Annotated in this window: 24 protein-coding genes; 15 read left to right on the top strand and 9 right to left on the bottom strand. The window is 43.4% G+C overall.

Annotation, left to right across the window (positions count from 1 at the left end):
- The gene (pcrA, locus tag JOD17_RS06390) at window positions 1–2,208 is read right to left on the bottom strand and encodes a DNA helicase PcrA (RefSeq protein WP_204696347.1); all 2,208 of its coding nucleotides are present in this window, start codon (window positions 2,206–2,208) and stop codon (window positions 1–3) included.
- Window positions 2,209–2,229: 21 nt separating this feature from the next.
- Window positions 2,230–2,931, bottom strand: a complete 702-nt coding sequence (gene pcrB / locus JOD17_RS06385) for a heptaprenylglyceryl phosphate synthase (RefSeq protein ID WP_204696346.1) — start codon at window positions 2,929–2,931, stop codon at window positions 2,230–2,232.
- Window positions 2,932–3,229: 298 nt separating this feature from the next.
- Between pcrB and JOD17_RS06380 the strand changes: the two genes are divergently transcribed.
- The 4 genes from JOD17_RS06380 (at window position 3,230) to JOD17_RS06365 (ending at window position 5,311) form a co-directional block, all read left to right on the top strand.
- Window positions 3,230–3,586, top strand: coding sequence for a cupin domain-containing protein (locus tag JOD17_RS06380; protein ID WP_204696345.1), 357 nt, complete (start codon window positions 3,230–3,232; stop codon window positions 3,584–3,586).
- Window positions 3,587–3,709: 123 nt separating this feature from the next.
- Window positions 3,710–4,264, top strand: a complete 555-nt coding sequence (locus JOD17_RS06375; RefSeq protein ID WP_204696343.1) for an NADPH-dependent FMN reductase — start codon at window positions 3,710–3,712, stop codon at window positions 4,262–4,264.
- A 135-nt stretch (window positions 4,265–4,399) separates the two neighbouring features.
- Window positions 4,400–4,846, top strand: coding sequence for a ribosomal eL19 family protein (locus JOD17_RS06370; protein ID WP_204696341.1), 447 nt, complete (start codon window positions 4,400–4,402; stop codon window positions 4,844–4,846).
- A gap of 21 nt (window positions 4,847–4,867) precedes the next feature.
- On the top strand, window positions 4,868–5,311 hold the full coding sequence (locus tag JOD17_RS06365; RefSeq protein WP_204696339.1) for an RDD family protein: 444 nt from the start codon (window positions 4,868–4,870) through the stop codon (window positions 5,309–5,311).
- A gap of 20 nt (window positions 5,312–5,331) precedes the next feature.
- On the opposite strand, the gene JOD17_RS06360 is transcribed toward JOD17_RS06365, so the two are convergent.
- Window positions 5,332–6,231 (bottom strand): LysR family transcriptional regulator, encoded by a 900-nt coding sequence (locus JOD17_RS06360; RefSeq protein ID WP_204696337.1) that lies wholly within the window; start codon window positions 6,229–6,231, stop codon window positions 5,332–5,334.
- A gap of 125 nt (window positions 6,232–6,356) precedes the next feature.
- Between JOD17_RS06360 and JOD17_RS06355 the strand changes: the two genes are divergently transcribed.
- The 8 genes from JOD17_RS06355 (at window position 6,357) to JOD17_RS06320 (ending at window position 14,804) form a co-directional block, all read left to right on the top strand.
- The gene (locus JOD17_RS06355; protein WP_338028762.1) at window positions 6,357–7,568 is read left to right on the top strand and encodes a CynX/NimT family MFS transporter; all 1,212 of its coding nucleotides are present in this window, start codon (window positions 6,357–6,359) and stop codon (window positions 7,566–7,568) included.
- Window positions 7,565–8,116, top strand: coding sequence for a flavodoxin family protein (locus tag JOD17_RS06350; protein WP_204696335.1), 552 nt, complete (start codon window positions 7,565–7,567; stop codon window positions 8,114–8,116). The genes JOD17_RS06355 and JOD17_RS06350 overlap by 4 nt, the downstream gene beginning before the upstream one ends.
- Window positions 8,117–8,244: 128 nt before the next feature.
- On the top strand, window positions 8,245–9,141 hold the full coding sequence (locus tag JOD17_RS06345; protein WP_204696334.1) for a dihydrodipicolinate synthase family protein: 897 nt from the start codon (window positions 8,245–8,247) through the stop codon (window positions 9,139–9,141).
- Window positions 9,142–9,207: 66 nt separating this feature from the next.
- Window positions 9,208–9,876: an NAD(P)H-dependent oxidoreductase gene (locus tag JOD17_RS06340; protein WP_204696333.1), complete on the top strand. Its 669-nt coding sequence runs from the start codon at window positions 9,208–9,210 to the stop codon at window positions 9,874–9,876.
- Window positions 9,877–10,223: 347 nt separating this feature from the next.
- On the top strand, window positions 10,224–10,928 hold the full coding sequence (locus tag JOD17_RS06335; protein ID WP_042358914.1) for an MIP/aquaporin family protein: 705 nt from the start codon (window positions 10,224–10,226) through the stop codon (window positions 10,926–10,928).
- A 25-nt stretch (window positions 10,929–10,953) separates the two neighbouring features.
- Entirely contained in the window at window positions 10,954–12,450 is a 1,497-nt protein-coding gene (gene glpK / locus JOD17_RS06330; RefSeq protein WP_204696332.1) for a glycerol kinase GlpK, read from the top strand.
- Between the two features lie 156 nt (window positions 12,451–12,606).
- A complete protein-coding gene (locus tag JOD17_RS06325) occupies window positions 12,607–14,259 on the top strand; it encodes a glycerol-3-phosphate dehydrogenase/oxidase (RefSeq protein ID WP_204696331.1) in 1,653 nt (550 codons plus the stop codon).
- Window positions 14,259–14,804, top strand: a complete 546-nt coding sequence (locus JOD17_RS06320) for a glycerol-3-phosphate responsive antiterminator (protein WP_204696330.1) — start codon at window positions 14,259–14,261, stop codon at window positions 14,802–14,804. The genes JOD17_RS06325 and JOD17_RS06320 overlap by 1 nt, the downstream gene beginning before the upstream one ends.
- Before the next feature lie 35 nt (window positions 14,805–14,839).
- On the opposite strand, the gene JOD17_RS06315 is transcribed toward JOD17_RS06320, so the two are convergent.
- Window positions 14,840–16,333, bottom strand: coding sequence for a carboxypeptidase M32 (locus JOD17_RS06315; protein WP_204696329.1), 1,494 nt, complete (start codon window positions 16,331–16,333; stop codon window positions 14,840–14,842).
- 153 nt (window positions 16,334–16,486) lie between these two features.
- Here JOD17_RS06315 and JOD17_RS06310 point away from each other — a divergent pair, with 153 nt between their 5' ends.
- Window positions 16,487–17,419 (top strand): Gfo/Idh/MocA family protein, encoded by a 933-nt coding sequence (locus JOD17_RS06310; RefSeq protein ID WP_204696328.1) that lies wholly within the window; start codon window positions 16,487–16,489, stop codon window positions 17,417–17,419.
- Between the two features lie 37 nt (window positions 17,420–17,456).
- Here JOD17_RS06310 and JOD17_RS06305 read toward each other — a convergent pair whose 3' ends face one another.
- Both JOD17_RS06305 and JOD17_RS06300 read right to left on the bottom strand, forming a co-directional pair.
- Window positions 17,457–17,660: a hypothetical protein gene (locus tag JOD17_RS06305; protein WP_204696327.1), complete on the bottom strand. Its 204-nt coding sequence runs from the start codon at window positions 17,658–17,660 to the stop codon at window positions 17,457–17,459.
- Window positions 17,661–17,677: 17 nt separating this feature from the next.
- Entirely contained in the window at window positions 17,678–17,872 is a 195-nt protein-coding gene (locus JOD17_RS06300; RefSeq protein WP_204696326.1) for a DUF2642 domain-containing protein, read from the bottom strand.
- A gap of 103 nt (window positions 17,873–17,975) precedes the next feature.
- On the opposite strand from JOD17_RS06300, the gene JOD17_RS06295 reads away from it, so the two are divergent.
- Window positions 17,976–19,052: a glycosyltransferase family 2 protein gene (locus JOD17_RS06295; protein ID WP_204696325.1), complete on the top strand. Its 1,077-nt coding sequence runs from the start codon at window positions 17,976–17,978 to the stop codon at window positions 19,050–19,052.
- Here the strand turns inward: JOD17_RS06295 and JOD17_RS06290 are convergent.
- The 3 genes from JOD17_RS06290 to JOD17_RS06280 all read right to left on the bottom strand — a co-directional run bounded on the left by JOD17_RS06290 (window position 19,043) and on the right by JOD17_RS06280 (window position 22,661).
- Window positions 19,043–20,122 (bottom strand): DegT/DnrJ/EryC1/StrS family aminotransferase, encoded by a 1,080-nt coding sequence (locus JOD17_RS06290; RefSeq protein WP_204696727.1) that lies wholly within the window; start codon window positions 20,120–20,122, stop codon window positions 19,043–19,045. The two genes, JOD17_RS06295 and JOD17_RS06290, sit on opposite strands and share 10 nt — an antisense overlap.
- Window positions 20,123–20,127: 5 nt before the next feature.
- On the bottom strand, window positions 20,128–21,420 hold the full coding sequence (locus JOD17_RS06285; protein ID WP_204696324.1) for a nucleotide sugar dehydrogenase: 1,293 nt from the start codon (window positions 21,418–21,420) through the stop codon (window positions 20,128–20,130).
- Between the two features lie 86 nt (window positions 21,421–21,506).
- Window positions 21,507–22,661 (bottom strand): glycosyltransferase, encoded by a 1,155-nt coding sequence (locus tag JOD17_RS06280; RefSeq protein ID WP_204696321.1) that lies wholly within the window; start codon window positions 22,659–22,661, stop codon window positions 21,507–21,509.
- 57 nt (window positions 22,662–22,718) lie between these two features.
- Between JOD17_RS06280 and wecB the strand changes: the two genes are divergently transcribed.
- Window positions 22,719–23,771 (top strand): non-hydrolyzing UDP-N-acetylglucosamine 2-epimerase, encoded by a 1,053-nt coding sequence (gene wecB, locus JOD17_RS06275; protein WP_204696319.1) that lies wholly within the window; start codon window positions 22,719–22,721, stop codon window positions 23,769–23,771.
- Window positions 23,772–23,781: the final 10 nt, after the last annotated feature.

The raw sequence follows: 23,781 nt of genomic DNA, 5'->3' as shown, positions 1-23,781 counted from the left end.
CTACACTTTAGTGATCGGTGCGAACTTCGCAACGAGGCGTTTGATCCCTTCATTTGGGAAGGCAATGTCTAGCTCTTGGTTCTCACCTTCGCCTTTTACAGAAACGATCGTACCGGTTCCCCATTTTTTGTGCTCGGCTTTATCGCCTACACGCCATTCTTCTGATCCACCGCCAGTATTAGTCGTTACCCGACGTGCACCACCAGTGCCACGTCCTGCACGGGTACGTACACTTTGGCTCTTCGGCTTTTCTTGAACCGCTTGTTGCTCAAACAATTCCGTTGGTACTTCGACGATAAATCGAGAACTCGGGTTCATATTCGTCTTCCCATAGAGCGTTCTCGTTTGCGCCCGTGATAAATAGAGTTCTTCTTCGGCACGGGTGATGCCAACATAGGCTAGTCGGCGCTCTTCTTCCATCTCTTCTACTTCAAAAAGTGAACGGCTATGCGGGAAAATCCCTTCTTCCATTCCAATAAGGAAGACGACTGGAAATTCTAGACCCTTTGCAGCATGCAACGTCATCATCGTGACAAGTCCCTTTTCATTCACTTCAGGGTCATCTAGTCGATCAATATCAGCAACGAGGGCAAGGTCTGTTAGAAAAGAAATCAGTGATTTGTCATCACTTGCTTTTTCAAACTCTTGTGCGACCGTTACGAACTCATCAATGTTCTCTAAACGACTTTGAGATTCAAGTGTGTTCTCGGTTTTAAGTGATTGACGATACTCTGACTTCTCGAGGACCTCTTCAACGAGTTCAACGACCGACAAATAGTCTTGTTGTTTCATCCAACCGTCTAGTAGTTTCGCGAAGTTTTGAAGCTTTGTAGTTACAGCTTTTGATAAACCGATGTGCTCAGCTTCCATTAAAGCTTGGTGCATACTCATTTCTTGGCTGACCGCATAGTTCGCCACTTTATCAACCGTCGTCGCACCAATGCCTCGTTTTGGTACATTAATGATCCTTATTAAACTAATATCGTCATCTGGATTGGCAATTACACGTAAATACGCAAGAACGTCTTTAATTTCTTTTCGATCGTAGAATTTCGTTCCGCCGATCATCTGATAATTTACGTTTGATTTCACGAACATTTCCTCGATCACACGGGATTGCGCGTTCGTTCGATAAAGAATCGCAAAGTCTTGATAAGACCGACCTTTTTCACGCATGGATTCTTTAATCTTGTCGACAATAAAAAACGCTTCTTCACGCTCGTCCATCGCTTCATGAAGTTGCAACTTCATGCCATCGTCATTTTCAGTCCAAAGTTTCTTCGGACGACGGCCAGAGTTGTTTTTGATCACTTCGTTTGCGGCTGAAAGAATCGTTTTCGAGGATCGATAGTTTTGCTCGAGAAGGATGACCTTGGCATCTTTATAATCTTCTTCAAACGACAAGATATTACCGATATCCGCGCCACGCCATTTGTAAATCGACTGGTCAGAATCCCCGACAACACAAAGGTTACGGTAACGATCCGCTAGTAAATTGACGAGTACATATTGCGCACGGTTCGTATCTTGATACTCGTCCACATGAATGTATTGGAACTTGCGTTGGTAATGCTGCAACACTTCTGGCACTTGTTCAAACAGACGAATCGTCATCATGATCAAGTCATCAAAATCAAGCGAGTGATTAATCCGAAGTCGCTTGCTGTACTCTTCATATACATCTGCTGCCACTTCTTCTAGGGGCCCACTTGCTTTTTTACGATATTGCTTACTCGTAACCAGCTCGTTTTTTGCACCACTAATCATCCCGAGTAGTGTACGTGGCGGGAATTTTTTGCTATCTAAGTTGCGATCTTTCAAAATCTGCTTAATGACAGATTGTTGATCCGTGCTATCTAAAATGGAGAAATTGCGGTTAAATCCGATCCGATCAATATCCTTGCGTAAAATTCGCACACAGAGGGAGTGGAACGTTGACATCCAAATGCTATCCGCAACACCACTGACAAGGTCACCCACTCGTGATTGCATCTCACGCGCCGCTTTATTCGTAAACGTAATCGCCAAGATGTTCCACGGTGCAACGCCTTTTTCACGGATTAAATACGCGATGCGGTGCGTGAGCACTCGCGTCTTCCCACTACCTGCACCTGCCATAATTAAAAGAGGTCCTTCCGTTGTTTTGACGGCCTCTGCTTGCTCAGTATTTAATCCTGATAACAGTTGCTCAACCATCTTTTTTTGCATGTTTGACACCTCACGTTTTCGTTACACTTTAACTTCTTTAACCGCTTGCACCGTTGCTAGTGCAGCTTTTTTGTCTTCATAAATGGCATTCCCTACAACGACCGTATCTGCATATTTTGCCATTTCTTTTGCATCATCAGCAGTTTTAATACCACCACCGTAGAAAAGTTGAGCGTTTTCTAGCGTTTCACTCACCTTTTTTACCACTTTAGGATCGCCGTACCTCCCGCTGTACTCCAAGTAAAATACGGGCATACGTAAAACTTGATCCGAAAAACGTGCATACGCTTCGACATCATCAATATCAAGGGCGGTGTCCGAATTCGTCCGGACGGCAGCGCTTGAGTCACGATTTAAAATGCAGTACCCTTCGCCAATGACATCAGCCATATCAAGCAATTGACCATGAGCTTTTAATGCTTGTTGATGCAAACCACTAATAAACGCTGGATTGTGAGAGTTTAGGACAACCGGAATAAAATACGCATCAAATCCTGGTGTGAGCGCCTCTAATTCCGTCACTTCCAATACACAAGGAACAGAATATCGACGAATCGCCGCCAAACATTCCGTCACATTGTCAATGGTAATCCCGTCACTTCCCCCTACAATAATAGCGTCAGTTCCCGACTCACAAATATCTGCAAGCCATTCTTCTGTAAACGAACGCGCTGGGTCTACCTTAAATACGTGCTTCCATGTTTTCATCTCTTGTTGAATCATTCGAGAGCCTCCGCTTCGAGCTTCGCTACTCCGCCCTAAATGGATCGTTGTAAAAGAATTGATTTTCTTAAAACGCGAGTAACCGATCTATCGTAAATTTGTATAGTTATAAAGACATTTCTCGACCTTCAATTATAGCAGAACTACTCGATATTCTTAACTAAATGACGAAAAAAAGTTCTTCCTAATGTTCCCGTTTCTTGAACTGGAAAATTTTGCAGGATCTTGGAGGAGTATGTCGAACTATTTACATATATCATTCTTACGTACTTTTCACTGACAGAGAGGGGTCAAAGCTATGCAAATCATATCCATCGATGCATCAGTAGGCAAAGAAACGACAATTGAAGACTCCACCTTTTTACTAACACCACTTATTAGAAATGCAGGCCACATTCGCATGGTTTCTATTTTTCTTGAAGAAGAACAAACCATTCCATATCGCGAGGCATCTGTTGATCAACTCGTTATCATCGTTCGAGGAAACGGCTGGGTTCAAGTAGAAGACAGCGAACAAACTCCACTCGCCCCCGGACAAGCTGCGTTTTTTCCAGAAGGAGAATACCACGTGATCGGAACTGAAGAAGAACTTGTCGCTTTCATTATTGAAGGCGTAGATCTTTACGACACAATTCCCCTTCTGTACAGCCGTTAACCATGTATTCAGGTCTGTACTTAAGTGAAAGTATCTTCCAATCGAGATATTTCATTGGATTTTTGCCGACGATGAGCGTATAATTCCAATTTGGATTACAATCATCATTGGAGGATTACAACTATGAACATCGTCGCAATCGTAGGAAGCACACGTAAAGATTCTTACAACATGCAAATTGCTAAATTTATGCAACAACGCTATACAGAAGAAATGAACCTTGAAATTCTAGATATTGGTTCATTACCACTTTACAACCAAGATACAGAAAACGAACCAAACGAAGCTGTTACAACACTTCGCGCAAAAGTAAAAGCAGCTGACGCTGTGCTTTGGGTAACACCTGAACACAACGCAACGATCTCGACGGCACACAAAAACGCCCTCGACTGGTTATCACGTGTTGAACAAGTCATGATCGGCAAACCATCATGGATTATCGGCGCATCCATGGGTAACCTCGGTTCAGTGAAAGCCCAAGCACACTTGCGCGACATCCTCTTCGCACCAGGACTCTCATCACCAGTACTACCTGGCAACGAAGTCTACATCGGCGCAGTCCACACAAAGCTCGATGAGAATGGTGTGCTCACAGACGAAGGAACAGTCAAGTACCTTGACGTTGTCGTGAACAACGTACTCAGCTGGATTAAAAAAATGCATACAGACCAAGCGTAATGTTGGTTGAAAGGGCGGAGAATTCTCCGCCCTTTTTTGATTAGTGTGGGTGGACTAGTTGAATATGTATGCTCAACTTGCTCTTGCTACACTGTGCCGTGCTCTTGCTACACCACACCCTGCTCTTGCTACACTATGCACCCCGCTCGCTACACCCCACCTCGCCTCGCGCTTGCTACACCACACACCGCGCTTGCTACACCTCACCTTGCTCTTGCTACACCACGCACTGCTCTTGCTACACCCCACCTTGCTCTTGCTACACCACACCTCGCGCTTGCTACACCACACACCGCGCTTGCTACACCACACACCGCGCTTGCTACACCACACACCGCTCTTGCTACACCACACCCTGCTCTTGCTACACCACACCCTGCTCTTGCTACACCACACCTCGCGCTTGCTACACCACACACCGCTCTTGCTACACCACACACCGCGCTTGCTACACCACACACTGCGCTTGCTACACCACACACCGCGCTTGCTACACCACACACCGCGCTTGCTACACCACACCTCGCCCGATCTAAACTTCTTGAAATCAAGGTTTACTTTTCTGAATTTAGTGTTAAATAATAACTATACAGGAGGGATTTTATGGAAGCTCACGCGGTTGGTTTTTGGAAACGTTTCTTGGCTTTATTTTTGGATGGCATACTGTTTTCACTCATATTTATTCCCACGATGCTTTTGTTGGGGTTAGATCTTTTGGAACCGGGACTTACATTTGAAGTGATTGAAATTATCCTACAACTAGGTTATCAAATTGTGTTACCTGTGCTTTGGGTCGGTTATACGGTCGGGAAACGAATGCTCGGCATTCGGATCGTTCGGATGGACGGTAGTGATGTAACCTTCGGTACGATGTTCATGCGTCAAGCGGTCGGTATGATTATTTATGCGCTTACTCTTGGAATTGGTGTAATCGTATCTGCCATTATGATTGCCTCAAGAACGGACCGCAGGGCGATTCATGACTTGATTGCTCGCACTTACGTAACCACTGAACTACCAAATGAAGCGACCGATCACGATGCATAACGTGATCGGTTTTTCGCATGCTAATGAACAAGGGCTTGGAACGATTTTCTTGTGTCGTCGATAAACGCTTGCAACGGTTTCGATAAGTGTTTGTCTTCATGCCAAGCGATGTGCGTATACACAGGTGTCGTAAAAAAACGAGCGTCTAGCTGAATGACTCGACCTTCTTTTAAATCATTCTCCACCGCCATTGTTGGAAGTAAGGCGACACCTAAGTTAGCGATCACACATTGCTTAATCGCTTCAATGCTAACAAATTCAATCTTGTTTGCAGGTGCAATGTTCGATGCAAAAAAAGAATGCTCCAAAATGTTTCGGTAAGAACAACCTGCTTCTGTGAGGAGTAGGGTCTCATCTATTAAATCTTCTGCATTGATTTTCTTTTTTTGATGCAATGAGTGTTCTGGGGACGCGATGAGCGCAATGCCCTCCTCTACTAATCGCTCAACAATGAGCGATTTGCACGGCTTCGCGGTGTCCATAATAAACGCAACGTCTAATGTGCCATCTAACAGTTGTTCACGCGCCATATCTTCAGAGTGTGCCGGGCGGAAAATGAGTTCGACGTTCGGATACTTCGCTTTAAACGTTTTTAGTATAGGCGTCAGTCGGTACGTGCATTGACTTTCTTGTGCTCCAACAACGAGTGTGCCTGAGCTTTCTTCTTCTCCTTGTAACGCTGTTCGTGACGCTTTGTCCAAATCGAGCATTTGCTCGGCGAAGTGCTTGTATCGTTTGCCTTCTTCAGTAAGGATCAGTCGCTTACCTAGTCGTTCGAACAAAGGCATTCCTACATGCTCTTCAATCGCACGGATGTGTGCAGTCACACTCGATTGGGCGAAGTTTAGTTTCTTCGCTGTCTTCGTAAAATTCAAGCTCTCTGCCGCTTCTTTAAACGTAAGTAATTGCTTCATTTCCATCTCGAAGATCCCCTTCCATCGGATTATCCGATTGCTCCAATCATTATTATTCGTTTTTCAGATCGTTTCTTTTAGCTTATCGTATAGAGGAGAGGCAAGCAATTACGAGACAGGGGCGTTTTTTTGTGAGAAGTTATGAATCTTTGAATGACCACACGAGCGACACTCACATTCGCATTGTTTTTATCATCGGAATTTTACTAATTGCAGCGAATTTGCGAGCGCCGATGATTGCCATTGGGCCGTTATTGCCGACGATCCAAGATCAGCTATTGTTGTCCAATGCGATGCTCGGCAGTGTGACGACTATTCCCTTGTTGTTATTTGCTTTATTATCCCCGTTCGCACCACGCCTTGCCGTTCGCTTTGGGATGGAGCGGGTCGTGCTTGCTGCGTTATGTATGATCGCAATCGGTACATTCCTTCGAATCGCTCCGAGCTTCACGTTTTTAATAAGTGGAACAGCATTCATTGGTATTGGAATTGCGATTGGTAATGTTTTATTACCTGGAATAATTAAGCAACACTTCCCACATTCCATCGGTCTTATGACAGGCATTTATGCCATTACGATGAATCTTGCCGCTGCGGTTGCTTCAGGTATTGCGGAACCGCTCGCTTCACGCTCACTTAATTGGAATGGAGCACTTGGGGTATTCGGTTTGTTGGCAGTGCTTGCTGCAGCAATGTGGGGACTCTATATGTGGCAAAACAAATCCAGTCACAGCGTTGCAAGACAGCCGTCTTCATTTAGAAGTAACGGAATGCTTCGTTCTCCCCTTACTTGGTGCGTGACGATTTTTATGGGGATTCAGTCGCTTCAATACTACACAACGATGACGTGGTTGCCACAGATGCTTCAAGAAAGTGGTTACTCACCTGCCTCAGCTGGCGTAATGCTTGCACTGATGCAGACAGCCATCGTGCCAATGACATTTATCATTCCAGTGCTTGCTGGCAAATTAAAGGACCAACGATGGTTAGGTGCTTTTGTTGGAATTACTTTTCTTTTGGCGATCTCATTGTTCTACCTAGAGCTTTGGTTGCCACTTGCCGCTATCATCATGGGAATTGCTTGTGGAAGTGGCTTTGGGTTAGCGATGATGCTCTTTGCACTTCGTACCCATTCAGGAAACGAAGCCTCGACGTTATCTGGACTTGCTCAATCGGTCGGGTACTTGCTTGCGGCGTTTGGACCAATTGCCTTTGGCATGCTCTACGACATTGCAGGACAATGGCAATCTCCATTAATTGTCTTATTACTACTCTCCATCATGCTCACAATTGTCGGGTACATTTCAGGAAAAGGTTATGTTACGAAGGAGGACAACTCATGAAATTAGCAGTTATTCACGGTAGCAGTCGTGAAATTAGCAACACGTCATACCTTGCCAATGAAGTCACAAAAGGGATTGAAACGGCAAATATCTATTTAAAAGATTTAACGATTCACCAAATCATCGATCAGCGCCATGACGCTGATGGATTTGATCGCGTTCATGATGATTATGACAAAATCGTTGAGGTCTTTCTCACTCACGACGTTGTTGTGTTTGCAACGCCACTTTATTGGTACGGCATGAGCGGACTCATGAAAACGATGTTCGATCGTTTTAGCCAAGCCGTACGTGATCCAGAGTATGGCGATGAACTAAAAGATAAGCTTGCACAGATTGAACCGATCGTGCTGATCGTCGGTGGTGACCACCCACGCATGAAAGCATTGCCACTTCTCCAACAGTTCGGACATGCATTGACGTTTTTGAACTTCCAGCCACTTTCTTATTACATTGTTGGAGATGCCGGAAAGCCTGAGACAATGAAAGACGACTCCTTTGCGATCGCTCAAGCGAACGCTTTAAATCAATACCTTTCTAATAAGTGAGTTCTTTAGTAAACGTAGACGAGCGCTAACGCACCTCGTCTACGTTTATTTGACGATTTAAAATTATTTGATTTAAACTGTAAACGAAGATCAATGACTCGATTCATCTACAAAAAGGAGTGTCTACAATGGAGAAACTGCACGGGATTTGTACCATTACGATTACACCATTTACTGAGGATGGACAAGTGGACTTACCTAGCCTTCGGAACCTAACAAACTTCTATCTGGACAATGGCGTCGATGGGTTGACGATTTTAGGTATTATGGGTGAATCGAACAAATTGACAGAAGCTGAACGCATGCAAGTGATCGAAGAGACCGTAACTACGGTGCAAGGACGAGTGCCAATCATTGTTGGTTGTACCGCGCCAGGTACCGACGTTGCCATTCATTACGCGAAAACGGCAGAACAATTAGGTGCGAGTGCCATTATGGTTGCGCCTCCTTTAAACCTCCGCAACGAACAAGCAATCATTCACCATTACCAGATGATCGGTGATGCGATATCAATTCCGATTGTCGTTCAAGATGAGCCTGTTACGACAAATGTAACGATGTCAGCCAAACTTCTCGCACAACTCGAACGAGACGTTTCCAACGTCGAATATATAAAACTCGAAGAAGCTCCTTCTCCGATTAAAATTACACAAATACTAAATGAATCCGATTCACTGACTATTTTAGGTGGACTCGGTGGTGTTTATTTCTATGAAGAGTTAGAACGCGGTGCAAACGGTACGATGACCGGTTTTGCTTATCCTGATGTGCTCAAAGAGATCTATCAAACGTACACGTCGGGAGAAAAAGAAAAAGCACAACGACTGTTTTTTCATTATTTACCTCTCATCCGTTTCGAAGCCCAACTCGGCATGGGCGGTGTGACCATTCGAAAAGAAATTTTCAAGATGCGGAACATTATTGAATCTGCCCACGTTCGCTTCCCAAGGAAAGCAATTGATGATCAAACGCTTAGTGAAGCAAAACAGCTCATTGAGCAACTCGAAAGAGAAAAGTCCAACTAACGGCTTCTTTCTTTGAAACGATCCACGCTCTTCGCTATAGTAAACAGCAAGAGAGGTGTACAAACGATGGAACGTAAACAACTTTTACTCGATGCAGCACATTTTCGTCATGCGACGAAAGCGTTTGATCCAGATCAAAAGATTTCTGAGGAAGACTTTTCTTTTCTATTAGAGATTGCTAGACTTTCACCCAGTTCAATTGGACTTGAACCGTGGAAGTTTGTCGTCGTTCAAAATGAAGCGATTCGAAAAGAACTCTCAACGTACTCTTCTGGTGCGGTGAAACAACTTGAAACAGCTAGTCATTTTGTGATCATTCTCGCTAGAAATGATGCGCGTTATGATTCAGCGTATGCAAAGCATATGATGACCAACGTCAAGGACATGCCAGAAGAAACGTTCGAACAACATATTATCCCTGCGTATCGCACATTTCAAGATGTGAATATCAACATTTTAGATGGTGATCGCACTCTCTTTGATTGGGCCTCGAAACAGACGTACATTGCCCTTGGCAACATGATGAGTGCAGCAGCCGGTATTGGCATTGATTCTTGCCCAATTGAAGGCTTTCATTATGAAAAAGTCACGTCCTACCTGCAACAAAAAGGAATTCTTAAACAAGATGACCCTTACGACGTATCCGTGATGGTTGCATTTGGTTATCGGGCGAGCGAACCTAAATACCCAAAGGTGAGACAATCACAACAAGAGATCATTGAATGGATTGAATAATAACCTAAGATCCTCTCGGAAACGTTCACTTTTATATAAACAAGCGACTCTTGAGAGTTTTCTTGATGACTTTTGACCAAGTTCTTTTTGAGCTCGGTCTTTTTTTAGGCATGTTCTTGTAAGCGATTGCATACTAATCTATGGAAATGATGATTATTTTACTAATTGAATACTATGAATCCGTTTACAATTACTAGATATCGTTATATACTTACCTTAAGTTAACCAATCAGCTGATGAGCTTATGAGAGCAGCTTTTTTGACGGAGTCCTATGCGACCTGTGAAAAAAGCTGCTCTTTTTTTATACCGATAAGCTAAAAAACAACTCATTAAGGGGGTTTTTGCAATGTTAGAATACGTTGCGGAGTTTGTTGGCACGATGATTTTAATTATCTTCGGTGCCGGTGTTGTGGCTGCGGTCAGTTTGAAAGGATCTAAAGCGGAAGGGGCAGGTTGGATTGCCATTTCCATCGGTTGGGGTTTCGCCGTTGCTCTTGGTGTCTATGTATCTGGAACAATTAGTGACGCCCACCTAAATCCGGCTGTAACGCTAGGTTTTGCGGCAATCGGTGAATTTCCTTGGAATCAAGTCCCAGGATACATCATCGGGCAAATTCTCGGTGCGATTGCAGGAGCAGTCGTTGTGTTCTTCCATTACTATCCACATTGGAAGGTAACACCAGACCCAGCGACGAAACTTGGTGTGTTTGCGACAGCGCCAGCGATTCGTCATACACCGTCGAATTTCATTGCTGAATTTATTGGTACTGCAGTTCTTGTGTTTGGTTTACTGGCAATTGGGGCAAATACCTTTAGTGAAGGTTTAAATCCGCTTGTCGTCGGTTTATTAATTATCGCGATCGGTCTTTCACTTGGTGGTCCGACAGGTTATGCAATCAACCCTGCTCGTGACTTAGGTCCAAGAATTGCACATGCTATTTTACCAATTGATAAAAAAGGTCCATCTGATTGGGCGTATGCATGGGTTCCAATTCTAGGTCCAATTGCTGGTGGTATTGTTGGTGCAATCCTTTATACACTCATGTTCTAATTATTGATTAAGGGAGGAAACGAAGATGACGAAAAAGCATATTCTCGCTATTGATCAAGGCACTACGAGTTCTAGAGCCATTCTATTTAATGACAAAGGGGAAATGTTGCAAACCGCACAGCGGGAGTTCAAACAACACTTTCCTAAGCCAGGTTGGGTAGAACACAATGCCAATGAAATCTGGACATCAGTTCTTGCGGTCATTGCTGAAGTCTTTTCAGAATCAGATGTTACACCAGCTGATATTGCAGGGATTGGAATTACGAACCAGCGTGAGACGACAGTCGTTTGGGATAAAAATACAGGAAAACCTGTTTACCACGCGCTTGTATGGCAATCAAGACAGACGGCAGACATTTGCCGTGAGCTTCGTGAAGAAGGATTGAATGAGAAGTTCCGCAAAAAGACAGGACTTCTTCTCGATCCATACTTCTCAGGAACGAAAGTGAAATGGATTTTAGACAACGTTGATGGCGCCCGTGAAAAAGCCGAAAACGGCGACTTATTGTTCGGAACAATTGATACGTGGCTCATTTGGAAGTTGAGCGGTGGCAAAGCACACGTAACCGACTATACAAATGCTGCTCGTACACTCATGTACAACATTCACGATCTCAAATGGGACGATGAATTACTTGAACACCTTGACGTACCAAAGCAAATGCTACCAGAAGTTCGTTCATCTTCTGAAGTCTATGCAGAGACGATTGATTATCACTTCTTCGGTGAGAATGTACCAATCGCTGGCGTTGCTGGTGACCAACACGCTGCTCTCTTCGGTCAAGGTTGCTTTGAAGAAGGCATGGTGAAAAACACGTACGGTACAGGTTGCTTTATTCTCATGAATACCGGCGAGAAAGCGGTCGAATCGAAAAATGGCCTTCTTACAACACTTGCTTGGGGTATTGATGGCAAAGTCGAGTACGCGTTAGAAGGTAGCATCTTCGTTGCCGGGTCAGCCATTCAATGGTTACGTGACGGATTACAAATCATTGAGGATTCGCCGCAAAGCGAAGAGCTCGCAACACGCATCACTTCTTCTGACGGTGTATACCTCGTGCCTGCTTTCGTTGGACTTGGCACACCGTATTGGGATAGTGAAGCACGTGGCGCGATGTTCGGACTTACTCGCGGAACAGAACGTTCACACATTGCACGAGCAACGCTAGAGTCTCTTGCTTACCAGACGAAAGACGTAATGACTGCGATGGAAAGTGATTCAGGAATTGAGCTTAAACAATTGCGTGCAGACGGCGGTGCTGTTGCCAATAACTTCTTAATGCAGTTCCAAAGTGATCTACTCAATGCACCTGTTGAAATTCCTTCTGTCACTGAGACAACGGCACTCGGAGCGGCGTACCTTGCAGGGCTTGCCGTTGGGGTATGGGATAGCAAAGATGAAATCGCCAAAAATTGGAATATGGATCGTTCGTTCAAGCCAAATATGGACGGTAACGAGCGGGATGACCTTTATAACGGATGGAAAAAAGCAGTCGATGCGACGATGACGTTCAAACCTTAATGCTTTACGAAACGAATCATTTGTCGTAAACTTAACGTAACAAGTTAATGACTGAATCTTTGAGACGATGAGGGGATTGCAGCACTTCAAGTAAACGACTACGTTTACTTGAGCGTTGTAATCCCTTTTTTTATAACCCTAGGAGGGAAATCAGCTATGGAATTCTCACTTAATGGACGCAAAACAGCACTTGCAACCATGCAATCACAAACGTTAGACCTACTCGTCATTGGTGGCGGGATTACCGGGAGCGGAATTGCTCTTGATGCACAGTCACGAGGCCTTGATACAGGGCTCATTGAAATGCAAGACTTTGCGGCAGGTACGTCAAGCCGTTCAACGAAGCTTATTCACGGTGGTTTACGTTATTTGAAACAATTTGAAGTGAAGCTTGTCGCCGAAGTCGGCAAAGAACGAGCGATTGTTTACGAAAACGCCCCTCACGTGACAGAGCCAGTCCGAATGATGCTTCCCTTTTATAAAGGCGGAACGTTTAATGCACTTACCACATCGGTAGGATTATCGGTTTATGACCGTCTCGCCGGTGTTAAGAAGGCCGAACGCCGAACGATGATGAGCTCTAAAGAAGCACTCAAACATGAGTCGATCCTTTCAAAGAAGGACTTGAAAGGTGCAGGAATGTACGTTGAGTACCGTACTGATGATGCGAGGCTTACGATGGAAGTTGCGAAAAGTGCAGCTGAACGCGGAGCAAAGCTTGCCAATTACGTGCGTGCTGAGTCGTTTATTTATGACAACAAGAAGCTCGTCGGTGTTACTGCCGTTGACTTAATCTCTGGTGAGAGCATAAAAATTTATGCCAAAAAAATTATTAATGCCACAGGTCCTTGGGTCGATACGCTACGTGAACAAGATCGCTCACGTGAAGGTAAGTCGATTCATTTAACGAAAGGTGTTCACCTCGTCGTTTCAAAAGAACGGTTACCGTTGCAACAAGCACTCTACTTTGACACTCCATTCGGTGACGGTCGAATGATGTTTGCAATTCCTCGCGGTGAGAAAGTATACATCGGTACGACCGATACAAACTTTGACGCTGACCAAAAAGAACCTGGAGTAACCGTCGATGATGTTCATTACATCTTGGATGCGGCAAACGGGCTATTCCCAGGCTATCACTTAACGAAAACCGATGTAGAATCAAGCTGGTCTGGTCTGCGCCCGCTTATTCATGAAGACGGAAAAGACCCTTCAGAGATCTCTAGAAAAGACGAGATCTTTCACTCTGAAAGTGGCTTAATGACCATTGCTGGTGGAAAATTAACAGGATACCGGAAGATGGCCGATACGATCGTATCAATTGCCGCTGAGGAAATCTCGAAAGAAACCGGGCAAAGCTTCCCTGAATGCCAGACGAAACACCTCGTCTTATCTGGTGGAAATGTTGGCGGTTCAGAAGGCTATCAAGCGTTTAAAGAGAAATCAATTCAAGATGGCATCAACCGTGGACTTGATAAGAAGATGAGTGAAGAAATTGCAGAGCGATACGGTTCCAACGCTTCAGTCGTTCATCAATACTTGAACGATGAACAGCAATACGGATTACCTGCACCACTTTATGCGATGTTGCGCTACAGCATCGAACATGAGATGGCCGCAACACCGGTCGACTTCTTCTTACGTCGTACATCGTACTTGTTGTTCGATATCGAAAGTGTGTACCGTTATAAATTACAGATCGTGCAAGCGATGAGTGAGCTGATCGGTTGGTCTGACGATGAGAAGAGTGAATACAAAGCAGAATTGGATGCACAAGAAGATCTCGCCACGCTAAGGAGCGTACTGTAATGTTCGGGAGTCAGTCTATTCTTCCTGCTGTGAACACAATGAAAGATTTTGAACAGGTGATGGAGCGTGACGACGATTTCTTCGTCGTCCTCGACATCCACTTATCGATGCTAACTACTATGCGGAAATTCGCGAATGAAGCGAACAAGAAAATGTTGTTACATGCGGACCTCGTTCAAGGTTTGAAAAGTGATCGTTATGCAGCAGAATTCATTTGCCAATCGATTCGCCCTGCCGGGGTAATCTCCACGCGAGCGAACATGTTGAAAACGGCTAAAAAGAGCAACCTTTTAGCGATCCAACGAGTATTTCTACTCGATACGATGGCACTGAATACGAGCTACCAACAAATTAAAACCGTCGAACCAGATGTACTCGAAGTACTTCCTGGCATTTTGCCAAACTACATTCATAAAGTGCGGACAGAAACTGGAATTGACGTTATTGCTGGTGGACTAATCACTTCAGAACAAGACGTACAAGGCGCACTTGATGCGGGTGCAAAAGCTGTGACAACTTCTAGAAAAGACTTATGGAACGTGTAACCGGACCACCGAAATGAAACGGTGATCCGGTTTTTTTATAAATGATATAACTTAGTGTACTTATCCTTCAAGTAGCTTAATAGTGGCTCAGCATTTACGTCTTCGCCTGTCGCATCATAAATGATCTCTCGTGGCTCTTTCATCGCCCCATGTTCATGAACGTTCATCGTCATCCACGCGGTGATTGCTTTGATATCTCCGTTTTGAATCCGTTCTTCAAAATCAGGAATGTCGTGGACTAACTGTTGTTTTAGTTGGGCTGCATAAATGTAGCCTAACGCGTACGATGGGAAATATCCGAACATCCCACTTGGCCAATGAACATCTTGTAGCACACCTTCGGAATCGGTATTAGGAACAATGCCAAAGTATTCTTCCATCTTCTCGTTCCATTTGGTTGGCAATTCTTCGACTTGGATTTCATTACTAAATAACGCTTTCTCTAACTCATAACGCAAGATCACGTGCAAACAATACGTTAACTCGTCCGCTTCAATTCGAATAAATGATGGTTTTGCTTCGTTTAATGCAAAGTAAAAATCATCGAATGAAACATCGTCAAACGATCCTCCAGCATACTTCTTTAAAACTGGATAATTTGTTTTCCAAAACCCTTCGTTTTGACCAACAAACTTCTCCATAAACAAGGATTGTGATTCATGAATGCCAAACGAGCTTGCTGCACTTGCAGGAGTTCCGATTAGATGTTCACCGATGTTCTGCTCATACAACGCATGGCCTCCTTCATGAATCGTCCCAAGAAGGGCAACACGGAAATCCGTTTCATTGTATTTCGTCGTCACACGTACATCGTTGCGGTTAATGCCTGTCGCAAACGGATGAACCGTTTCATCAAGTCTTCCTGCTTCAAAATCATAGCCAATTGTCTCCAAAAACGCATGACTTAACTTCTCTTGTTCTGCTTTAGGAAAATGATGGAACAACACATTTGCATCTGGTTGTCGATCGGCTTGTACGACGTCTTGAATAAGTGGAATAAGCACCTCTTTTAATTGTTCGAAAATAACGTCTAATTTCTCAACTGTCATTCCTGGTTCAAAATCATCGAGTAAGCAATTGTACGGATGACCTTCATAACCTAAGTATTCAATCGTCTTCTTCTTATACGCAACAATTTTCTCTAAATAAGGTTTAAAGCTTTCAAAGTCATTCGACTCTTTCGCTTGTTCCCAAGCAAGTTCAGAGCGAGAAGAAAGCATAATGTATTCTTTGTATTCTTCTGCTGGGATCTTCGTAAATTCATCGTACTTCTTCTGAACGAGAATTGCTGAACGCTTCGTAACATCACTGACCGTTTCGTCCTTTTGGACACCTTCAAGCAAATGCTTCAACTCATCCGACGTTGTAAGGTGGTGAATTTGTTGTGATACGGTTCCAATTACATTAGAGCGCTCTTCTTGCCCTTTTTTAGGGAGCTTCGTTCTTGCATCCCAATAAAGCAACTGTAAGGTTTGGATATAATGGTTGATTGATTTTACATAATCTAAAAACTGCTGTTCAACTGACATCGTATTCCTCCATTTCTAGAAACCTAGTTTAATTCTACAATTTATCTGTAGTATTGTCTTATTTTTTTCAATCATTGGCGGTTTGTCCATTCGTTTCGAGCCATCTAGCATAAACTGTTACGAATCATTGAAACCGAAAGTGAGGGGACAACGATGAACGTAGGTGTAATCGGAACTGGAAATATGGGTGAAAACCATTTACGCACATATGCAACACTTCGAAACCATTGTACACTGGTTGGTGTTTATGACGTCGATCAATTGAGATGCGCAGATGCCGCTAACCTCTACGGTGCAGTCGCATACAATTCGCTAGACGCACTGTTAGATGATGTTGACGCCGTCAGCATTACCGTACCAACCCCGTTTCATTATGAAGTTGGAATGGCTTGCATTCGAAAAGGAGTTCATGTGCTCATGGAAAAACCAATCGCTGCCACTGAACTTGAAGCGATTGCTTTGAAACATGCTGCAAATAAAGCCAACATCATTTTACAAGTTGGACACATTGAACTGTTTAATCCGCTCATTAAAACACTACGAACCATTGTCAAACAGGAGAAAATCTTAGCGATTGAAACGCATCGGATGGCACCGTTTCATGAACAGATGCGAAACATCGATGTCGTGCACGACCTGATGATTCATGACCTTTATCTTGTGCACGCATTAAGTGGCAAACATTTTGAAGAGCTTCATACGTTTGGAATTACGGATGAAAACCCTTCGCATGCCTCCGTCATAGCCCGTTCAAAAGAAGGTATGATCGTTGAACTAACCGCAAGTTTTCGTTCAACGAAAAAAGTACGCTCCATTATCATTCTTGCAGAAGATGCGTACATTTCAGCCGACTTATTAAGCAATCAGATTACGATTACGAAACGACTAGATCAATTGACGTATGGCTATCCTAGAACTTCGACAGAAACCATTTATATTCCTTCGTATTTACAGCCATTAACACTTGAATTGAAAGACTTTCTTGACTGCATTAAAACAAAGCGCACACCGTCTGTGAGTGCAGATGAAGGGATCAAAGCGTTACAACTCTCTAGCATGATTAGCGATGCAATAAAAAAGAAGTAAGGCGAGTCTATCATGTGATAGCCGCCTTACTTCTTTTTTACACTTCGCTGATTCGTAGAAAATTAATATCGGAAACGCTTATATAGTGTCTAGTCACTCCATATCCATCATCGGTCTCTAACGCGACAACGCTAAACGATGCATCAAGAATCGTTCCCTCAAAATATTGGTTTGAGGTGGCTAGTTGAACGCTTGTCCCGATTCTTGATTGCAACTCTAGAGCAAATAAAAATTCAAACATGATTTAGTCTCCTTTCTTTACGAAACGGATTCAGTAACGACTTCAATCTGGTCTAAGCGTATCAATAGAAACGTACCGTCTATTTCTTGTAACACTACATAATCTGGATATACAACCTGAACAACACCACTGACAACACCAAATGGAACGCTTACTTCGACCTCTTGGTCGATCATACTTTGAAATAAGTTATATAATGAAGCAATGTTCACGGTCTACTCCTCCAATCCTCTAATATCTATATAGTAGATGCATGAACAAGTAAGTTTGCGTGTGCACTCTTCCTACAAGTTGAACCTATTTTGAGGTGGTGTTATGGATCACATCGTCGTTTGGTCTTATGACGAAGAGCCGCCAGTTAAGACGAGCGCGACGTACGGGTTAGTATTGTTTCAAAAACATGTCTCTTACGAGCTACAAACACTCATTGAAGCGCTTAGTGATCAACATGCTCTCCTTGCCTCTTACAAAGACTCGTATATCTATCTCTTCATTAGAATGGATGCGCTACAAAGCACACCTTTGCCGCTCGCTACAGAAGCTCCTTTTGCAGAAGCGCGTTATTTCATATGGTTATCACGATTACATCCAGAAAACATCGAATACATGCAATTACATTCCACCTCGAGGCTCTCAAAGACAAAAGCATCTCGTGAAAAAGCGCTGCTTTGTAAAAAATACATCGAACCGTCACTCATCCAAAACGACGATCCATCAATTTCAATTATGATTGCTTCCTATAATGCAGAGCGATTTATAAGCAGTTGTCTTCGTTCAATCGCAGAACAATCTGTAAGCGTAGAACAGACCGTCCTTGTTGATGATGCTTCCACAGACAACACCGTCGCTCTTGTTCAACAAACGAATCTCCCAACACTCACGACACATCAATTGCCAGTGAATGTAGGGAAAAGCAAAGCTTTAAATCAAGTGATTCCCTTCATCACGAGTGAGTGGGTGCTTGAATTAGATGCAGACGATTGGCTTGACCCTAATGCAATCGCAACGATAAAAACGCTAATAAACACTACTTCCATCAAAGAAGGATTGCTATACGGAAACTTTCGTCATTGGAAGCAAGAACAAAAGACCGTTACCTTCAAAAAGATTGCGAAGGGTCGAGCGGTGCGTAATCAGCAAGACCTTTTACGCTACCCTTTTCCACTTGGTCCACGTCTGTACCATACATCGTCCTTACAAGCATTAGGTGGATACCCTGCTTCTTCATTTCATGACGGGCGGTTGTTTGAAGACGTCCTCCTGTTACGAGAATGGCTAAACCACTATCCGTTCCATTACGCCGATTTCACCGTATACAACGTTCGAAAACACGATGAATCCATCACGAAAAAAAACCATTCCAAATGGAATGATTTTCTTCGTTACTTGTGAAAGTCTTTGACTGCTTGAATAATCATTTCTTGGTCCGTCATTGATAGTTCTGGTGAAATCGGTAATCCAACAATGTGCTTTGCAGCGTTCTCTGATACGTTGAAGTCACCTTCTTTGTATCCTAAATGCGTAAAGGCTTCTTGCAAGTGGAGAGGGATTGGATAATACACAGCTGAAGAGATGCCACGCTTTTGTAAATAAGACATGAGCGCATCCCGTTCTTCCACTTCAAAACAAAATTGATGAAAGGTGTGTCCTTTCATCTCTGGCATCTGCGTTACAGTAGATAGTGCCTCACAATAACGTTTTGCGATCACTTGGCGTTTATGCAAAAACAAATCCAAATAATTAAGCTTTACGAGCAAAATGGCAGCCTGAATCTCATCCAGACGACTATTTATGCCGATGCTCGCATGTTCATATTTCTTCACACTACCATGATTGCGTAGTTCGCACAGTTTGTCGTATACCTTAAAGTCTTTCGTAACGACCATCCCACCATCGCCAAAGGCACCTAAATTTTTGGAAGGAAAAAATGAAAAGCAACCAACATCACCAATTGTCCCTGCAAACTGTCCTTTAGCATCTTTCGTTCCAACTGCTTGGCAGGCATCTTCAATAACATAAAGATTATGCTTCTTCGCTAGCTGCATAATGTGGTCCATGTCACACAGTTTTCCGAACAGATGAACGACGAGCAATGCTTTCGTTTTCGAAGTGATTTTCTCTTCAATTTTATGGTGATCCATGTTATACGTCTTCGGATCAATATCGACAAATACCGGTGTTGCCCCTGCTTCTGCGATTGCTTCACCACTTGCGAAAAACGTAAATGGTGTCGTAATGACTTCATCTCCTGGACCAATCCCTAACGCTTTTACAGCGAGGTATAACGCATCTGTACCGTTGGCAACACCAACAGCATGCTTTGTTTTGTTGTATTGAACAAATTGGTGTTCCAACTCTGCGCACTTCGGTCCAAGAATATAAATGCCGCTTTCTAACACTTCATTTATTTCCTTTTGAATGGCTTCTTTTAACAATTCGTACTCTTTTTTTAGATCCACCATAGGAATCACGACTTCGCACCCCCGATCGCATCGTAGCGAAGCCCAGCAGAGATAATATCATCGCGATGGAACGCATTTCTACCGTCAAAGAATAGTGCATCCTTTTGGAACATGTTGAAATTTACTTTTTTGTATTCTTGATGGTTTGCTTGCAAGATGATCACATCAACATCTTTCACTGCTTCGGGCGATAGATCGTTATTCTTTACACCATAACTTAAAAACTCTTGTGCATCGTAGTGCGGATCGTTTACGGATACGTTTGCACCTTTCGATTCTAGTTGGTCGATTAAGAGCCACGTTGTAGATTTCTCCGTTTCTTTAACGTTCTCTCGGTACGATAATCCTAAAATGAGTACTTGTGAATCCTTTAGGGAACCTTGTTGTTTTTCAATTCTTGAAAGAGCATAACTCGCCATGTTGTCATTCGTTTTACGTGATTCTTGAATAATTCCATTCTGCAAACCACGGGAGATGAAAAAGTACGGATAGATCGGTATACAATGACCTCCTACCCCAATACCAGCAGCGTGAATGTGTGAGAATGGTTGGGTATTACTCGCATTTGCTGCTTCTTTTAGATTTACACCACACGCATCTGCATAGACGGCCAATTCGTTTGCGAGTGCAATGTTCACATCGCGGTACACGCATTCGGCTACTTTAGCAAATTCAGCAGTTTCTGTGCTTTCCACAGGAAGTACTTCACATTGGAGAGCAGCACGATAAAATGCACTTGCGTAAATCAGACTATCTTCATTAACGCCTCCAACGATCTTAGGATATAGCTTTAAGTCACGAATAATTGTATTTGAATACACACGCTCTGGACTGTATGCAAGATAGAAATCGCTTCCCATCTTCAATTGTGACAATTCTTCCAGCTTGCGACCGAAACGCTCACGTGTATCTCCTGTTGGTAATGTCGTCTCATAAATGACCGTAGTACCTTTTTTCAGGCCTTTGCCAATTGCTTCTGTTGCACTGTCAATGTAGGTGTAGCTCACATCGTTACTAGAATCAATGAGCACCGGGACAATGACCACAACAATAGAAGACTTTGAAACGGCTTCAGATGTGTTCGTTGTTGCACGTAACGTTTGGGTATCATGTGCCTTCTTTACAAGTTCTGGAAGACCTGGTTCATTATCAATGTGGCTTTTGCCTGCATTCACTGCTTGAACGACGTCTTTATTCACGTCACATCCTATGACGTTATAATTATTGGTTGCGTATACTGCGGCTAATGTAAGTCCAATCTTTCCAAGACCGATCACCGCAACGGTTTGTTTGTTCATATCTTCACCTTCAATCCTAGAATTAACATATATTTCTAGAATTACAATATGTGAGTACGAAGGAAAACGATTGGACAATCTGGCAGTTACGATTGCTCAAATAACGCACTGTACAATTCAATTAAACGAATCTCCATTTTCTCCCATGAAGCAGTCGTCTCCATGACGTTCCGGGCATTGCGACTAAATGTCGAAAGGTTGCCTTCCATTAAAGCAAGTTGCTTCAAATAATCTTGAGCATTCGCCACTGACTTTGGCACACTTGCCCCACATGAATAACGCTCAATAAAATTGCGCATATCTTTACAGCGATTCACGAGGACAGGAACACCTGCGTCCAAGTAGCTAAAAAACTTATTCGGAAGTGCATAGTCCCGATTTAATGCGGTTGAAAGGTCCATATCAATCCAACCAACATCGACATCTTGTAATTCGGCAGCGATGTTACGATACGGAACCCACCCACGTAAGTGAATTCGATTTTGAAGTTTTTTAGGAATGCCTAGCGGTTCCATAAATTTCGAGGCACCACCGATTACTTTAACGTGATAATTGCTCTCTGAGGCGAGTTCAAGTAATTTGTGCCAATTCCCTTTTTCTTTCGTTACCGTTCCAACATAACCGATCGTACGGATTGATTGTTTTAGTTTTGGAGGTGAACTTAGTCGAGGCGCATTGTAGATCAGCTCAGATGGACCTTTGTATCCATGGTCGTAACAGTCTTTTGCAATGGATGGTGACACAGTGATGAGCGCGTCAACGTCTTTTAACAGTTCACGAAACACGTTTTCATATTGTCGTTGCCGACGATTAGACGTTTTTGCACGAGCATCAATGACCAATTCATGACTATCGAAGATCACCTTTACATGTGGCTTAGTACGTTTTATTTGAACAGCTGCAACGAGTGAAGACGGCTCATGAGCATGATAGACGTCTGCGTCAATTTCTGCACCACGAATGGCAAGTGTTCGACTATATTCTTTCGTTTGATCAAGAGTGAACTGTGATTGAATACTTGTTGCTTCATAAGGAATAATCGTCACCCCTGCCTCACAAAACGGTTCGACTTTTTTCTTTAAAGGGGTCCCATCGATTCCGAGTAACGTTCCTTTATACTGCGGTACGAGCATCGTCACGTTATACCCCGCACCTACAAGGCTTTTTGCTTCCCGTTCAAAGATACGCGCATCTTCGTACGGATGTTCACTAATGAGCATACACACGCTTCTCTTTTTCATAGAATTCCACCTCCTCCATATGAATAGTAGTATGCGAATGTAACTTGGAGGGGACATATGAAAATTGCAACGGTCGTTGGTGCGAGACCTCAATTTATGAAAGCGGCTATGGTATCAAAACAACTTCGACAACATGAAACGCTCATTCATACAGGTCAACATTACGATGCAGCCATGTCAGATGTCTTTTTTTCACAACTTCAATTAAAGAAGCCCGATGTTCAATTGCATCATCGTGATGATGACTTAGGATCAATGATCGTTGGGTTAGAAGAGACTTTTGACCAACTTAAACCTGATATCGTAATCGTATACGGTGATACAGCCAGCACACTTGCTGGCAGTCTTGCCGCGTCTAAATTACAACTTCCACTTGCTCATGTCGAAGCGGGTTTACGTAGCTTTAATCGACGTATGCCTGAAGAATACAACCGCGTTGTGAGCGACCATCTCGCAACGTGGTGCTTTTGTCCGACCGAGCAGTCAGCAATCCAATTAACAAAAGAAAACATAAACGGTTCGATTATCGTGAGTGGTGACTTAATGGTTGATGCATGCCTTCATTACAAGACAGTCGCTTTAAAAGAATCAACGATTCTCGAAGAACACCAGCTACGAGCAAAACCTTACTATGTAGCGACGTTGCATCGCGCAGAACTGATTGATGATGCCAAGCGACTTCAAACGTACTTAAATCACTTGCAAACGCTAGACTACCCTGTCTACCTACCGCTACACCCAAGAACAAAAAAGGCAATTGAACAATTGAATGTTGATCCGTATGATATACTTCGGTTTTTACCGCCCTTGCCTTACTTTGATATGCTCACTCTACTTAGCCATAGCCAAGCAATCCTGACCGATTCTGGCGGGATTCAAAAAGAAGCTTATGTACTTTCTGTTCCGTGTTTTACATTACGTGAAGAAACCGAGTGGCACGAAACCGTTGCGACGCGTTGGAATACACTCGTAAAAGAAAAAGACCTTCCATTACTCCCACAGCTTGTGAAACAACGAAAGCGACCAACAGAACATCCCTCACTTTTCGGTGAAGGGGATGCAGCAACCCTTATTGTTGAGACGCTAAAGCGAGAATTCTCTCGCTCATAGCGTCCCTTTC

Source organism: Geomicrobium sediminis (assembly GCF_016908595.1).
Taxonomy (GTDB): Bacteria; Bacillota; Bacilli; order Bacillales; family Marinococcaceae; genus Geomicrobium_A; species Geomicrobium_A sediminis.
The sequence above is the reverse complement of the archived record's forward strand: the minus strand, read 5'-3'. Positions and strand labels throughout refer to the sequence as shown.